Origin of the sequence: Acuticoccus sp. I52.16.1, from assembly GCF_022865125.1 — a bacterium.
In the GTDB taxonomy this organism is placed as follows: domain Bacteria; phylum Pseudomonadota; class Alphaproteobacteria; order Rhizobiales; family Amorphaceae; genus Acuticoccus.
Map to the genome: position 1 here is coordinate 1,126,498 of NZ_CP094828.1, position 13,451 is coordinate 1,139,948.

Below are 13,451 nucleotides of genomic sequence, written 5' to 3' on the forward strand. Positions count from 1 at the left end.
CAGGTGAGTGTGGCGCAAGGTTCGGTCTCAGCTTCGGGCAAGCGTATCAGATTAAACCCGAATGGCTGAACATTCGCTCGAACCGGGCGTGCAACATCGCGGAGCAACCGATGTCCCTTGACTTGACGATGCCAGTCCTCGTGGTCGACGACTACAAAACCATGGTTCGTATCATCAAGAACCTTCTTCGTCAGATCGGCTTCACTGACGTCGATGACGCGTCCGACGGCAGCGAGGCGCTCGAGAAGATCAAAGCCAAGAAATATGGCCTCGTGATCTCCGACTGGAACATGGAGCCGATGACCGGCTACGAACTCCTCAAGCAAGTTCGTGCCGACCCGGAGAACTCGGAGATGCCGTTCATCATGGTGACCGCCGAGGCGAAGTCCGAAAACGTCGTCGCCGCCAAGAAGGCCGGTGTCAACAACTACATCGTGAAGCCGTTCAATGCACAAACGCTGAAGGGCAAGATCGAATCGGTCTTCCAGCCGGCCTGATCCCCGTCACCGACGGAGGGCGCGTGCGGGTTGTGGCGGGTGGAAATTCGGGAAAGTGAAGAACATTCCTTCACAACCCGACACAACCTGAAGTCTCCCGATAAAGTTGTCTTCTGGGTTGCGGGACCGCAACCTTCGCGTATTGGTTGTACCCATGACGCCGAGCCCAGCGGCCCCCGCGTCGGCCCGGCGACCAGACACTCACGCCGTAAAGGAAGGCAGGAATGTACATCGTAATCGACTCGCGTGAGGTTGTTGCCAACGGTTACAAATCCGGCTTCGAGCGCGAAGGCCTCGCCTGCACGACCTTCGCCGGGGCCGAGTTCGCCGATTGGCTACACTCCATCTCCGACTCGGACGCTGCCGCCATCCAGGCCGTGATCCTCGGCGCCATCGAGGATCGCTACAACATCCCCTCGCTGGTGCGGAACCGGGCCAAGACGCCCATCATCGCCCTGAAGGAGGAGAGCGGTCTGGAAGAGACCCTCGAACTCTTCAACGTCGGTGTCGACGATGTGGTCAAGAAGCCCGCGCCGGTGCGCGAGCTGGTGGCCCGCGCCAACGCCATCTGGCGCCGCTCCAGCGACGCGCGCGAGGAGGCCCAGTTCGGCCGCCTCACCGTCTTCTTCGACAGTCGCGATCCGACCATCGACGAGACCCCCGTCGAGTTGCCGCGGCGCGAGCGCCAGATCCTGGAATATCTGGTCAAGAACCGGCGCCGGCGCATCACCAAGACCCAGCTCTTCAATGCCATCTACGGCCTCTTCAACGAGAACGTCGACGAGACCGTGATCGAGGGGCACATCTCCAAGCTGCGCAAGAAGCTGCGTCTGCGCCTGGGCTACGACGTGATCGACGCCAAGCGCTTCGCCGGCTACGCCTTCATCGGCGACCGGGCGGCTTGCGAGATCGAGCGGCCGGTGCCGCGCGAGACGGTCGAAGGGAGCCCGGTGCTGTCCCTCGTCGCCTCGAACCCGAGCCTCGACCGGGGCGTCAACCGCAACGGCCCGCGCCCGGTCTGACGCCGGCGGCCACGCCTCGGCCCCGGCACCCCCTGCCGCCAGGCCGCGCCGGCCGACGCCTCGACGACGCCCCGCCTGGGATGACCTCCGGGCCCGGGGCGGGCGCCCCTCCCCGCGAAGCGCGCGGGTGGCGCTCGCGTGCGGGCTGAGACATTCGGCCCCAATCATCACGTGCTATTGCGCGCGACATCGCCGCCTCACCCGGTACTATACTTGCATGTCGTGCGACTGCGCGACCGTACCGCGGACACCGAGGGAGGCGCGCATGGCACCTGTCACTCTTCGTTCGATCGTCGCCGCCTGTACCGGGCTCGCCGCTCTCGCCGGCACCGTCCTCGCCGCGGCACCCGCGTCCGCGCAGTTCTCCAACTGCCACGCCATCGCCGACGCCTTCCCGAACGCGCGCATCATCCGCGTCGCCAACGAGACGCCGCAGCGCGATTACACCGTCGAGATCCGCTACATCGGCCACTCGACCTTTCGCATCACCGCGCCCGACGGGACCACCATCGCCACCGACTATGCCGGAAGCGCCGGCGCCGGTCCGACGCCGGACGTCGTCACGATGAACCACGCCCACACCAGCCATTTTACGAACTTCCCCGATCCCGCGATCCCGCACGTTTTGAAGGGATGGGGCGAAGACGGGCAACCGGCGCAACATATGCTCCAGGTCGGCGAGGTGCTGGTGCGCAACGTCACCTCCGACATCCGCAACTATCTGGGCGTCGAGGCCGACGGCAACTCCATCTTCATCTACGAGATCCAGGGCCTTTGCATCGGCCACCTCGGCCACCTGCACCAACCGCTCTCGGATGCGCAGGTCGCCGAGATCGGCCGGCTCGACGTGGTGTTCGTGCCGGTCGACGGCTCCTACACGATGGACCAGCGGGCGATGATGGAGGTCGTGTCGCGGCTGCGCGCGTCGATCGCCATCCCGATGCATTGGTTCGGCGCCTATACGCTGGCCGACTTCATCAACCGCACCCGTGCCGACGGGCTGACCATCGCCATGCCGTCGGACCCGGTGCTGCGCGTCTCGCTCAACTCGCTGCCGGAGCGGCCGACGTTCGTCGTCTTGCCGCGCACCTTCGGCGAGTGACGCCCGGCCCTAGTGGATTGACTCAAACGCTTGGAACCCGCGTTTGCGTGCGGCGATAATGGCATCGGGATCGGCGCGCCAGACGAAGGGCTTAGCCTCGGTGTCGTTGTGTTGGGCGATGAAGCGGTTGATGGCGGCCTGCAGGTCGACGACGCCGGTGAAGACGCCGTACTTCAGTCGTCGGCGGGTGAGTTTGGCGAAGAAGCCCTCGACGGCATTGAGCCAGGAACTCGATGTCGGGGTGAAGTGGAAGGTCCAGCGGGGATGGCGGGCGAGCCATCGCCTGACCTCGGGCGTCTTGTGCGAGGACACGTTGTCGAGGACGACATGGACGATCCGGCCCGGCGGGATGTCGCGTTCCAGCGCGTTCAGGAACCTGATGAACTCCTGATGGCGGTGGCGCGACATGTTTTTCCCGAAGACCTCGCCGGTCAGGACATTGAGCGCGGCGAACAGCGTCGTGGTGCCGTTGCGTTTGTAGTCGTGGGTCATGGTGGCGCCGCGGCCCCTCTTCAGCGGAAGGCCGGGCTGGGTGCGGTCGAGCGCCTGGATCGGGCTCTTCTCGTCGATCGACAGCACCACGGCGTGGGCCGGCGGCGCCACGTAAAGCCCCACGACATCACGCAGCTTCTCCACGAAGGCGGGGTCGCGGGAGAGCTTGAAGGTGCGCCAGCGGTGCGGGGCGAGGCCATGCGCGGCCCAGATCCGCTGCACCGTGACGACGCCAAGCCCGACAGCCTTCGCCATGGCCCGTGCCGTCCAGTGGGTCGCCTCGTGGGGCGGCGGCTCATGGGTCAACCGCACCACCTCGGCCACTTTGTCGGGCGCGACCGGCGCCTTGCCCGGCGGCCGGGACTTGTCCCAGAGCAGCCCCTCGACGCCGTCCGCGGCGAACCGCTCCTGCCATCGCCAGACGCTGGTCTTGCTCTTGCAGGTCGCCGCCATGATCGCGTGGGTGCCGTGCCCGTCGGCCGTCAGCAGCACGATGCGCGCCCGCCACATATGCTTTTGCGGGGTGTTCCGGCCCGAAACGATGGCTTCGAGCCGCGTTCGCTCGGTCCCCGAGACCGTGAAGGAGATGCCTGTTCGCATCTCTCTCATTCGCACGGGCTTACCCTCAACGGAATCCCAAAACGGACCCTTTTGAATGGGTCAATCCACTAGCGTGTCCGGGCGCGAGTGATGATCTGGGCAAGTGAGGGTCCGGGCCGCAGACCGTCTGTGCGTCAGCGGTCGGGGCCCGCGTCCTCCGGCGCTTCGCCGAGGGGGGCGTGCATGCGGGTCGCGGGCGGGCGCTGCGGGGTGATCGCGATCGCGGTCATGATCAGGCAGGCGGCAGCCCCGTGGGCCAGCGTCAACGGCTCGCCGAACGCCAGCCAGCCGATCAGGAACATGGTGGGCAATTCCGCACTGCCGGCGATCGCGGTCGACACCGCGCCGAGCCGCGGCGCGAACGTCACGTAGAGGAGTTGCGGCAGCAGCGCGCTGGCGATCGCCATGACGGCGATGGTGACGAGCGCGGCCGGCTCGAGCGGCAGGATCTCGGCCGGCGGCAGCTGGACGAGCAGCGGCGCCACTCCCAGCACCGCCCCCAGCGAGACCGAACCGGTGGCCGCCAGGGGCGGTAGCGCGCCGAGCCGATGGGCGATCACGTTGAGCAGGAAGCCGTAAGCCGCCGGCGTCGTGAGGCCGAAGAGAATCGCCGTCGCCGCCCCCCCGAACGAAACGATGGGCGTGCCCACCAGCGCCGCGGCGACGATGAGGACCGCCGCGAGCGCCCCGCGCGTCCCCGGCCGCTCGCCGAACAGGAGCGCGGCGAAGGCGATGGCGAACAACGGGTAGGTCATGAAGAGGACCGCCACCTCGGCGACCGGCAGGCTCCGCAGCGCCACGACGTAGCCGATCCACCCGAGCGCGATGGTGGCTCCGCCGGCGATCCCCCACAGCGTCGCCGTCCGCCGCGGCCCGCGCACGACCAGGAACGGCGCCAGCACCAGCGCGGTGAGCGCGAAGCGGAAGAAGGTGACGGCGGGTGCGGCCATGCCGAATTCCGGCAGCACCCGGCCGAAGTAGGCCGTGGTGCCGAACAACCCCGCCCCCGCGATGATGGCGAAGATGCCGGCGGGGTGGTGTCGGGCGGAGGCGAGGGAGGCGGACGAGGAACTCATCCTTCTCCTCTAGAGTACGCGGCCGGCGCGGTCTCCACCGCATCGCACCTACCGGCCCCGCGGCGGACCCGCGTGGGGCGATGCACCGTCACAGGCGCGGCACCCGGCCGATTTTACAATTTTCGCGAGAAATGTGCGGAAAATCCAACGCAGCTGGATGCAAGACGGCACGCCTATGACAGTCGATGCCAGAGCGAGTGTGTCCATGGTCGATGTCAGTACATTCAACTACTGCTTCCCCACCAGCCGGTGCGGCGTCAACTGCCCCGCGCTCCCGGCCGATCTGGGCGAAACCTACCTGGAGCACGAGTTCGAGGTGGCACGGCGCAGCGGCCTCTACGGGCGTATGCTGCGCGAGGGGGTGCTGACCGACGGCCTGTGGTTCTGGGACCTGCTCGAGCCGGACAACTGCTACATCAGCCCGGGCTTCTGGCGTGCGCTGGGATTCGCCCCGTCCACCCGGCCGCCGCTGATGGCGCACTGGCGCGCGCTGGTCTTCGAGGAGGACCTCGCCGCGTTCGAGGAGAAGATCGCCGCCCACCTCGCCAACCCCGCCACCCCCTACGACCAGGTCCTGCGTTGCCGAACCGCCGACGGAGCGACGCTGCGGGTGCGCTCACGCGGCGTCGCGCTGTTCGAAGACGGTGCGCCACGCCGCATGTCCGGCACCTTCGACGTGCTGGGCGACATGCGCGAGGACGTCCTGTCCGACAAGATGTCCGAGGTTCTGGAGCTGTCGCAGGACGCGATCTCCGTGTGGTGCATGCGCCGCGGGGTGCGACGCTGGAACCGCGGCGCGGAAGCGATGTTCGGCTTCACCGCCGAGGAGATGCAGGGCGAGATCGCCCATGAGCGCATGTGGGCTCGATTCTCCAGTGAATGGCCGGAGATCCTGGCGACGATCGAACGCGGGCGATCGTGGACCGGCGAGGCCGAGTGGCACGCCAGATCGGGCCGCACCGTCTACACCTCGACCACCCTGCAACGCATGGCGATCAGCGGAGGCGACACGCTCGTCCTGCAGGTGGACCGGGACGTGACGGCCAAGGTGGAGCTGCGCGAGCGGCAGCGCGTCATGACCCGCGAATTGAACCACCGGGTGAAGAACCTCTTCGCCGTGATCCGCGCGCTGGTGAAGCTCTCGTCCCTCGGCCAGGATCACGTGCCGGCGCTGGTGCGCGAGCTGGACCAGCGCATCGCCGCGCTCGCCGCCGCGCACGTCGTCAGCCTCGGCTACGAGATGGAGGACGGCGCGCCGTTGGGCGAGGTGCTCGAGGCGGTGCTGGCCCCCTACCCCGCCAGCCGCGCCGCACTGGAACTCGACGGGCCGAGCCAATGGCTGCCGCAGAGCCGGATCACACCCATGGGCCTCATCCTCAACGAATTGGCCACCAACGCGCTGAAGCACGGTGCCTGGTCCTCGCTGGAGGGGCGGGTGAGCGTGCGCTGGGAGCGCGTCCACGGTGACGGCGCCGAGCTGATTCGGCTGACGTGGGAGGAAATCTCGCCCTCGTTCCGCCCCAGCGGCACCGAAGCGACGCGCCGGGGCTTCGGCTCCGAGCTGATCGAGATGTCGACCGCCCAGATGGGGGCGGTCCTGTCACGCAGCGAGGGGCGGGCCGGCGTCCGGCTCACCCTCACCTTCGAGGCCGGCGTGCAGGTCGGCGCCGCAGCGCGTGCCCCCACCCTCCAACCGACGTCTGCCAGGAGCCACGTCCCATGATTGCAGAACCCTGCGAATCCACCCGCCTGCTGCGGCCGATGGCGACCCGACGCCAGCGCGTCCTATTGGTGGAGGACGAGGCTCTCATCGCACTGACGCTGAAAATGATGCTCGAGATCGACATGGGCCTCGACGTCGTCGGCCCGATCGCCCGGCTGGACGAGGCGATCGAGGCCGCGAGGACCGAACTCCTGGACCTCGCCCTGCTCGACGTCGCGATCATCGGCGGCGACGTCTTCCCGGTCGCCGATATTCTGCAGGCGCGCGACGTCCCGATCATCTTCCACACCGGGCACGGGCTGAAGGAAGATTTGATGGACTACTACGGCTGCGCCGAGGTCTTCTCCAAACCGTCCGACGATGCGGCGTTGCGTCACGCGATGACCCGCATGATCTCCGGCCCCGCCGCCGGCACCGGCTGACCCCGCTCCGCGCGATCGGCCGCACCGGCCCGTGCCATCGCACACTATTCGCCGGGCTTTCACATCATCACCCGGTCACGAGCGATCGGACCGGCCCGGCGCAATGGATGGAATGCCGCCGCGCGATTGATCCGCCCCACCCCCGCCCCCATCTGAAGGACGCAAAAAGTGTGACGCTCGTCACATTCGCGCGTTGACACTCGGACGCACCCATCATATCTCCCGGCCAGCGCTTGGCACTCACCTCAGGGGAGTGCCAACAGCGGCAAGACACTCAGAGACCGGGCACCAACGCCCCTTTTTGTCATGAGGACAGATATGAACTTCCGTCCGCTGCACGACCGCGTCGTCGTGCGCCGCATCGAGTCCGACACCAAGACCAAGGGCGGGATCATCATCCCCGATACCGCCAAAGAGAAGCCGCAGGAAGGCGAAGTCATCGCCGTCGGCCCCGGCGCCCGCGACGAGAACGGCTCCGTCCAGCCGCTCGACGTGAAGGCTGGCGACCGCGTCCTGTTCGGCAAGTGGTCCGGCACCGAGGTGAAGCTCGACGGTGAGGACCTCCTCATCATGAAGGAGAGCGACATCATGGGCGTCGTCGAAGGCGTCGCCGTCTCCGCCTAACTCACCGCGCCTCGAACAGATTTAAGGGAGCCCCACATGGCTGCTAAGGAAGTTAAGTTTTCGACCGACGCGCGCGACAAGATGCTCCGCGGCGTCGACATCCTCGCCAATGCCGTCAAGGTGACGCTCGGCCCGAAGGGTCGCAACGTCGTCATCGAGAAGTCCTTCGGTGCCCCGCGCATCACGAAGGACGGCGTGACCGTCGCCAAAGAGATCGAGCTGGAAGACCGGTTCGAGAACATGGGCGCGCAGATGGTGCGTGAGGTCGCCTCCAAGACCAACGACCTCGCCGGCGACGGCACCACCACCGCGACCGTTCTGGCCCAGTCGATCGTCCGTGAAGGCGCCAAGTCCGTGGCCGCCGGCATGAACCCGATGGATCTGAAGCGCGGCATCGACATGGCCGTCGTCGCGGCCATCAAGGACCTCGACGCCCGCGCCCGCACCATCAACACCTCCGACGAAGTCGCCCAGGTCGGCACCATCTCCGCCAACGGCGACAAGGAAGTCGGCGCGATGATCGCCGAGGCGATGCAGAAGGTCGGCAACGAGGGTGTCATCACCGTCGAAGAGGCCAAGTCGCTCGAGACCGAGCTCGAAGTCGTCGAGGGCATGCAGTTCGATCGCGGCTACATCTCGCCGTACTTCGTGACGAACGCCGAGAAGATGACGACCGAGCTCGAGGATCCCTACATCCTCATCTTCGAGAAGAAGCTCTCCAACCTCCAGGCGATGCTTCCGATCCTCGAGGCCGTCGTGCAGTCCGGCCGCCCGCTCCTCATCATCGCCGAGGACGTCGAGGGTGAGGCTCTGGCCACGCTCGTCGTCAACAAGCTCCGCGGTGGCCTGAAGGTCGCGGCCGTGAAGGCGCCGGGCTTCGGTGACCGTCGCAAGGCCATGCTGCAGGATATCGCCATCCTGACGAACGGCCAGGTCGTCTCCGAGGACCTCGGCATCAAGCTCGAGTCCGTCTCGATCGAGATGCTGGGCCGCGCCAAGAAGGTGTCGATCAACAAGGACGAGACCACGATCGTCGACGGCGCCGGTGACGCCGAGGACATCAAGGGCCGCGTCGCGCAGATCAAGCAGCAGATCGAAGAGACCACCTCCGACTACGACCGTGAGAAGCTCCAGGAGCGCCTCGCGAAGCTCGCCGGTGGTGTGGCCGTCATCCGCGTCGGTGGTGCCACCGAGGTCGAGGTGAAGGAGAAGAAGGACCGCGTCGACGACGCCCTCAACGCGACCCGTGCGGCCGTCGAGGAAGGCATCGTTCCGGGTGGTGGTGTCGCCCTGCTGCGCGCCAAGACCGCCGTCGCCAAGCTCTCCTCCGACAACCCGGACGTCGCGGCCGGCATCAAGATCGTGCTGCGCGCCCTCGAGGCTCCGGTGCGTCAGATCTCCGAGAACGCCGGTGTCGAAGGCTCCGTCGTGGTCGGCAAGATCCTCGAGAACGACAACATCGACTTCGGCTTCGACGCGCAGAACGAAGAGTACGGCAACATGATCGAGCGCGGGATCATCGACCCGAAGAAGGTCGTGCGTCACGCTCTCCAGGACGCCGCGTCGATCGCGTCGCTGCTCGTCACGACCGAGGCGATGGTCGCCGAGGCCCCCAAGAAGGACTCCGGCCCGGCGATGCCGGCCGGTGGCGACATGGGCGGCATGGGCGGCATGGGCTTCTAAGCCCGCGCCACCGTCCTCACGGACAGAAAGGGCCGCGCCTCGCGCGGCCCTTTTTTTATGCGCACTCGGCGGCGGCGCGACGCGGGCTCGACCATCGCCAGGCATGCCGACCGCGCGCCCCGCGACAAGCACGAGGAAATGGGCTTCTCCGACGGCTGGAGCACCCCGCTCGGCCAGCTGGTCGGCGTCGCCGCGACCCTGTATCGGCGCGCACCTGACCCGCGAGCGCGGCTGCGATATGATGCCGGGCCGCCCCGGCTGGCGGTGCCCCCGGCGCAGCACCGCCGCGGCCCCACGGGAAAAGGTGAGACGATGACCGGCCCCGCCACGGACGATCCGAACGCCGGCCAGCGCGCGTTTTGGAATGGAGGCCCGGCCCTGCTGCGATGGCGTGACATGCAGCCGACACTCGACCGCCTCTATCACGGGATCACCCTGCGCCTCCTGGAGATCCTCGCCCCCGCCCCCGGCGAGGACGCGCTCGACATCGGCGGTGCGGCCAGTGAGACGACTCGCCAGCTCGCCGCGCGCGTCGCCCCCGGCGGCCGCGTCCTCGGCGTCGACATTTCCGACGGGCTCGCCCGGGCCGGCCGCGACGCGCTGGCCGCGGCGGGCCTCACCAACGCCGAGATCGTCGTCGCCGACGCGCAGACCTACCCCTTCCCGCCGGCGCAATTCGACGTGGTCTCGTCCCGCTTCGGTGTCATGTTCTTCGCCGACCCGGTGGCGGCCTTCGCCAACATCGCCCGCGCGATGCGCCCGGGTGGACGCCTCGCCTTCGCCGCCTGGGGCGACTTCGCCGGCAACCCGTGGTTCCACGTGCCGCGCGACGCGGCGATCGCACGCCTCGGCCCGTCCGAGCGCGCCGCCCCCCGCGAGCCCGGCCCGTTCGCCTTCGAGACGCTGGACGACCCGGTCGCCATTCTCACAGCCGCCGGCCTGACCGCGGTGCGGGGGCGCGCCGAAACGATCCCCCTCGTCACGCCCGGTACGCCGCGCGACGCCGCGGCGGCGGCCTGTGCGCTCGGCCCGGCCTCCGCGATCATGCGCCAGTACGACGGCGGCCCGGACGACCTCGCCGCCATCGAAGCCACCGTCGCAGAGGCGTTCGTGCCCTACGCCGCGGACGGTGCGGTCGCCGTGCCGGCGACGCTGAACGTCCTCGAGGCGCGCGCGCCGGGATAGCGGCTGCGCCCGGGCGGGCCCGAACCGACCCGGCGGGACGGCGTTTCCACCACGAGCGCCCCCCGCAAGAACCGAGGCCCGCCCGCCATGTTCGACCTCGCCACCCTCACCACCGTCGCGCCGATCGTCCAGGTCTTCGTCTCACTGCTGTCGGCCGTCGTGTGGATCGCCTACCTGCAGATCTTCCTACGGCAGGTCGTCCATCAGCGGCGCTCGCAGGTGCTCATCAACCTCGGCGCCAGCAACACGCTCGACGGGCGCTGCTTCATCGCCAACCTCGGCATGGAGCCGGTCTACGTGTCGGACATCTCGCTGGTGATGCACGACCACGACCAGTACGTCGCCACGATCACCGACCGCACCTCCAGCGACAGCGACGACGCGTCCGACGCCCCGCCCAAATCCGGGACCTACCAGGGACCGCTGCGGGCGGGCGAGTACATGGACATCGGCAGCTTCCGCTCTATGCTCGACCGTGCAGCCTGCGCCTCCGGACGGCTGGACGCTCCCGTCGACCCGGCGAACTTCGGCGCGTTCGACATCGTCGCCGTCGCCTCGACCGCCGGGAACGCGCTGATCTCGGCCTCGGTGCGGACCTTCGGCCTCTACAACGACGGCGACACCTGGCTCGTCGTCCCGCGCCGGATCGACACCACGCAGATCCGCTCGCGCGGCGCCCGGCTGCGCCTCAAGCGTTACCTCGAGATGCGCATGCTGGCCGAGACCACCGACCACCGCCTCGCCCACGAGGACCGGCGCATCCAGGACGTGCTGCCCCGGAGCCGCCTCCGCCCGTCGACACCGCACACCCGGCTCGGCCGCCTCTTCCAGGCCGGTTGAGCGCGCCGCGCAAACGAAAACACCGGCCGCGGAGCCCGCGACCGGTGTCAGTGCATTGCCGTATGTGGCGGGAGGGCGGCTTACGCCTCCTCGGCCTCCAGGCGCGCGGCGTCCGCGGCACCCTTGGCATCCAGGTCGCGATCGACGAACTCGATGACGGCGATCGGCGCGTTGTCGCCATAGCGGAAGCCGGCCTTGAGGATGCGCGTATAACCGCCGTTGCGGTCCTTGTAGCGCGGGCCGATGGTCGCGAAGAGCTTCTTCACGGCCTCTTCGCTGCGGCACTTGGAGATCGCCTGGCGCCGGGCGTGGAGGTCGCCGCGCTTGCCCAGCGTCACCAGCTTCTCGATGTAGGGGCGAAGCTCCTTCGCCTTCGGCAGCGTGGTGACGATCTGCTCGTGCTCGATGAGCGAGGCGGCCTGGTTGGCCATCATCGCCATACGGTGGCTCGAGGTGCGATTGAGACGACGGCCCTGCTTCTTGTGGCGCATGGCGATTCTCCGATCCTGTGTGGGTGCCGGGCGCTTCCGGCGTTCGCGCTAGTGTGCCGACCCGCTCAGCGGAAAGGGTCGGGAGATACGGCCGGAGGATGAGCCCCGGCCGCTGGAAGCATCAATAGTGATGGTCCTCGTACCGCTTGGCCAGCTCCTCGATGTTGTCGGGCGGCCAGTTGGGCACTTCCATTCCGAGGTGCAGACCCATCTGGGCGAGCACTTCCTTGATCTCGTTCAGCGACTTGCGGCCGAAGTTCGGCGTGCGGAGCATCTCCGCCTCGGACTTCTGGATGAGGTCGCCGATGTAGACGATGTTGTCGTTCTTGAGGCAGTTGGCCGAACGGACCGAAAGCTCCAGTTCGTCGACCTTCTTGAGCAGCGCCGGGTTGAAGGCGAGCTCGGGCACCTCGTCGGCGACTTCCGGCTTGGTCGGCTCTTCGAAGTTCACGAAGATCGACAGCTGGTCCTGCAGGATGCGCGCAGCGTAGGCCACGGCGTCCTCGGGGCTCAGCGAACCGTCGGTCTCGACCTGCATCGACAGCTTGTCGTAGTCGAGCACCTGACCCTCGCGGGTGTTCTCGACGCGGTACGAAACGCGCTTGACCGGCGAGTACAGCGAATCGACCGGGATCAGGCCGATGGCGGCGTCCTCGGGCCGGTTGCGGTCGGCAGGCACGTAGCCCTTGCCGGTGTTGACCGAGAACTCCATGCGGATGTCCGCGCCCTCGTCCAGCGTGCACAGCACGTGGTCGGGGTTGAGGATCGACACGTCGCCCACGGTCTGGATGTCGCCGGCGGTCACCGCGCCGGGGCCCTGCTTGCGCAGCACCATGCGCTTCGGGCCTTCGCCCGACATGCGCACCGCGATTTCCTTGATGTTGAGGATGATGTCGGTCACATCCTCACGCACGCCGTTCATGCTCGAGAACTCGTGCAGGACACCGTCGATCTGGACCGAGGTCACAGCCGCACCCTGCAGCGAGGACAGAAGCACCCGGCGCAAGGCGTTCCCGAGCGTCAGGCCGAAGCCGCGCTCCAGAGGCTCGGCAACGACCGTGCCGATGCGCTTCGGATCGTAGCCGGGCGTGACCTCGAGCTTGTTCGGGCGGATCAGCTCCTGCCAGTTCTTCTGGTTGGTCGTCACGTCAAATGCCTTTCGATCTCGTGGGGCGTCGCCCGGAGCGCCCGCGGGGGCTGGCCCGCGGGCCAGGGCGCGCGAGCCCGGATGGCCGCGCAGCCGAGAGCGCGCCCCGTACGGGCGCGCTGGAAATGTTCGTTAGACGCGACGACGCTTCGGCGGACGGCAGCCGTTGTGCGGGATCGGCGTCACGTCGCGGATGGATGTGATGGTGAACCCGGCGGCCTGCAGCGCACGCAGCGCCGACTCGCGGCCCGAACCCGGCCCCGTCACCTCGACCTCGAGCGTGCGCATGCCGTGCTCGGACGCCTTCTTGGCGGCATCCTCGGCCGCGACCTGGGCGGCGTACGGGGTCGACTTGCGCGAGCCCTTGAACCCCATCGCGCCCGACGAGGACCACGAAATGGCGTTGCCCTGCGCGTCGGTGATGGTGATCTTCGTGTTGTTGAAGGAGGCGTTCACATGGGCGATGCCCGACGTGATATTCTTACGCTCCCTGCGCCGAACGCGCGTGGCTTCCTTCGCCATTCAGTCCCTCTGAGTGTGTGGCCCT

14 protein-coding genes are annotated in these 13,451 nt (G+C 67.9%); 9 read left to right on the forward strand and 5 right to left on the reverse strand.

The window, feature by feature from the left end; genetic code table 11:
• Window positions 1-110: 110 nt before the first annotated feature.
• The 3 genes from MRB58_RS05040 (at window position 111) to MRB58_RS05050 (ending at window position 2,621) form a co-directional block, all read left to right on the forward strand.
• Window positions 111-497, forward strand: a complete 387-nt coding sequence (locus MRB58_RS05040; protein WP_244780642.1) for a response regulator — start codon at window positions 111-113, stop codon at window positions 495-497.
• Window positions 498-721: 224 nt separating this feature from the next.
• Window positions 722-1,519 carry a response regulator transcription factor gene (locus MRB58_RS05045; RefSeq protein ID WP_371747235.1) on the forward strand — a complete coding sequence of 266 codons (798 nt, stop codon included), beginning with the start codon at window positions 722-724 and terminating at the stop codon, window positions 1,517-1,519.
• 265 nt (window positions 1,520-1,784) lie between these two features.
• Window positions 1,785-2,621: an MBL fold metallo-hydrolase gene (locus tag MRB58_RS05050; RefSeq protein ID WP_244780643.1), complete on the forward strand. Its 837-nt coding sequence runs from the start codon at window positions 1,785-1,787 to the stop codon at window positions 2,619-2,621.
• Window positions 2,622-2,630: 9 nt separating this feature from the next.
• Here the strand turns inward: MRB58_RS05050 and MRB58_RS05055 are convergent, their stop codons facing one another.
• Together MRB58_RS05055 and MRB58_RS05060 are read right to left on the reverse strand one after the other, a co-directional pair.
• On the reverse strand, window positions 2,631-3,713 hold the full coding sequence (locus MRB58_RS05055) for an IS630 family transposase (protein ID WP_244780644.1): 1,083 nt from the start codon (window positions 3,711-3,713) through the stop codon (window positions 2,631-2,633).
• A 134-nt stretch (window positions 3,714-3,847) separates the two neighbouring features.
• Window positions 3,848-4,789 (reverse strand): DMT family transporter, encoded by a 942-nt coding sequence (locus MRB58_RS05060; protein ID WP_244780645.1) that lies wholly within the window; start codon window positions 4,787-4,789, stop codon window positions 3,848-3,850.
• 205 nt (window positions 4,790-4,994) lie between these two features.
• Between MRB58_RS05060 and MRB58_RS05065 the strand changes: the two genes are divergently transcribed.
• The 6 genes from MRB58_RS05065 to MRB58_RS05090 all read left to right on the forward strand — a co-directional run bounded on the left by MRB58_RS05065 (window position 4,995) and on the right by MRB58_RS05090 (window position 11,266).
• The gene (locus tag MRB58_RS05065; RefSeq protein WP_244780646.1) at window positions 4,995-6,512 is read left to right on the forward strand and encodes a sensor histidine kinase; all 1,518 of its coding nucleotides are present in this window, start codon (window positions 4,995-4,997) and stop codon (window positions 6,510-6,512) included.
• Window positions 6,509-6,934, forward strand: coding sequence for a response regulator (locus tag MRB58_RS05070; protein ID WP_244780647.1), 426 nt, complete (start codon window positions 6,509-6,511; stop codon window positions 6,932-6,934). Before MRB58_RS05065 ends, MRB58_RS05070 begins: the two co-directional genes overlap by 4 nt.
• 318 nt (window positions 6,935-7,252) lie before the next feature.
• Entirely contained in the window at window positions 7,253-7,558 is a 306-nt protein-coding gene (gene groES, locus MRB58_RS05075; RefSeq protein WP_244780648.1) for a co-chaperone GroES, read from the forward strand.
• A gap of 36 nt (window positions 7,559-7,594) precedes the next feature.
• Entirely contained in the window at window positions 7,595-9,241 is a 1,647-nt protein-coding gene (gene groL, locus MRB58_RS05080) for a chaperonin GroEL (protein ID WP_244780649.1), read from the forward strand.
• Between the two features lie 396 nt (window positions 9,242-9,637).
• Window positions 9,638-10,426, forward strand: a complete 789-nt coding sequence (locus tag MRB58_RS05085) for a class I SAM-dependent methyltransferase (RefSeq protein ID WP_244780650.1) — start codon at window positions 9,638-9,640, stop codon at window positions 10,424-10,426.
• An 87-nt stretch (window positions 10,427-10,513) separates the two neighbouring features.
• On the forward strand, window positions 10,514-11,266 hold the full coding sequence (locus tag MRB58_RS05090) for a hypothetical protein (protein ID WP_244780651.1): 753 nt from the start codon (window positions 10,514-10,516) through the stop codon (window positions 11,264-11,266).
• Window positions 11,267-11,346: 80 nt separating this feature from the next.
• Here the strand turns inward: MRB58_RS05090 and rplQ are convergent, their stop codons facing one another.
• From rplQ to rpsK, 3 genes are all read right to left on the reverse strand, one after another.
• Window positions 11,347-11,757, reverse strand: coding sequence for a 50S ribosomal protein L17 (gene rplQ, locus MRB58_RS05095; protein ID WP_244780652.1), 411 nt, complete (start codon window positions 11,755-11,757; stop codon window positions 11,347-11,349).
• 121 nt (window positions 11,758-11,878) lie between these two features.
• Window positions 11,879-12,904 carry a DNA-directed RNA polymerase subunit alpha gene (locus MRB58_RS05100; protein WP_244780653.1) on the reverse strand — a complete coding sequence of 342 codons (1,026 nt, stop codon included), beginning with the start codon at window positions 12,902-12,904 and terminating at the stop codon, window positions 11,879-11,881.
• A 132-nt stretch (window positions 12,905-13,036) separates the two neighbouring features.
• The gene (rpsK, locus tag MRB58_RS05105) at window positions 13,037-13,426 is read right to left on the reverse strand and encodes a 30S ribosomal protein S11 (RefSeq protein ID WP_075219881.1); all 390 of its coding nucleotides are present in this window, start codon (window positions 13,424-13,426) and stop codon (window positions 13,037-13,039) included.
• Window positions 13,427-13,451: the final 25 nt, after the last annotated feature.

What these genes read in the sequence shown, in the direction of transcription:
- MRB58_RS05060 (WP_244780645.1), bottom strand. Translation starts at nt 4,789, where the DNA reads ATGAGTTCCTCGTCCGCCTCCCTCGCCTCCGCCCGACACCACCCCGCC.
- rpsK (WP_075219881.1), bottom strand. Translation starts at nt 13,426, where the DNA reads ATGGCGAAGGAAGCCACGCGCGTTCGGCGCAGGGAGCGTAAGAATATC.
- MRB58_RS05090 (WP_244780651.1), top strand. Translation starts at nt 10,514, where the DNA reads ATGTTCGACCTCGCCACCCTCACCACCGTCGCGCCGATCGTCCAGGTC.
- groES (WP_244780648.1), top strand. Translation starts at nt 7,253, where the DNA reads ATGAACTTCCGTCCGCTGCACGACCGCGTCGTCGTGCGCCGCATCGAG.
- MRB58_RS05045 (WP_371747235.1), top strand. Translation starts at nt 722, where the DNA reads ATGTACATCGTAATCGACTCGCGTGAGGTTGTTGCCAACGGTTACAAA.
- MRB58_RS05065 (WP_244780646.1), top strand. Translation starts at nt 4,995, where the DNA reads ATGGTCGATGTCAGTACATTCAACTACTGCTTCCCCACCAGCCGGTGC.
- MRB58_RS05040 (WP_244780642.1), top strand. Translation starts at nt 111, where the DNA reads ATGTCCCTTGACTTGACGATGCCAGTCCTCGTGGTCGACGACTACAAA.
- MRB58_RS05085 (WP_244780650.1), top strand. Translation starts at nt 9,638, where the DNA reads ATGCAGCCGACACTCGACCGCCTCTATCACGGGATCACCCTGCGCCTC.
- MRB58_RS05055 (WP_244780644.1), bottom strand. Translation starts at nt 3,713, where the DNA reads ATGCGAACAGGCATCTCCTTCACGGTCTCGGGGACCGAGCGAACGCGG.
- rplQ (WP_244780652.1), bottom strand. Translation starts at nt 11,757, where the DNA reads ATGCGCCACAAGAAGCAGGGCCGTCGTCTCAATCGCACCTCGAGCCAC.
- groL (WP_244780649.1), top strand. Translation starts at nt 7,595, where the DNA reads ATGGCTGCTAAGGAAGTTAAGTTTTCGACCGACGCGCGCGACAAGATG.
- MRB58_RS05070 (WP_244780647.1), top strand. Translation starts at nt 6,509, where the DNA reads ATGATTGCAGAACCCTGCGAATCCACCCGCCTGCTGCGGCCGATGGCG.
- MRB58_RS05050 (WP_244780643.1), top strand. Translation starts at nt 1,785, where the DNA reads ATGGCACCTGTCACTCTTCGTTCGATCGTCGCCGCCTGTACCGGGCTC.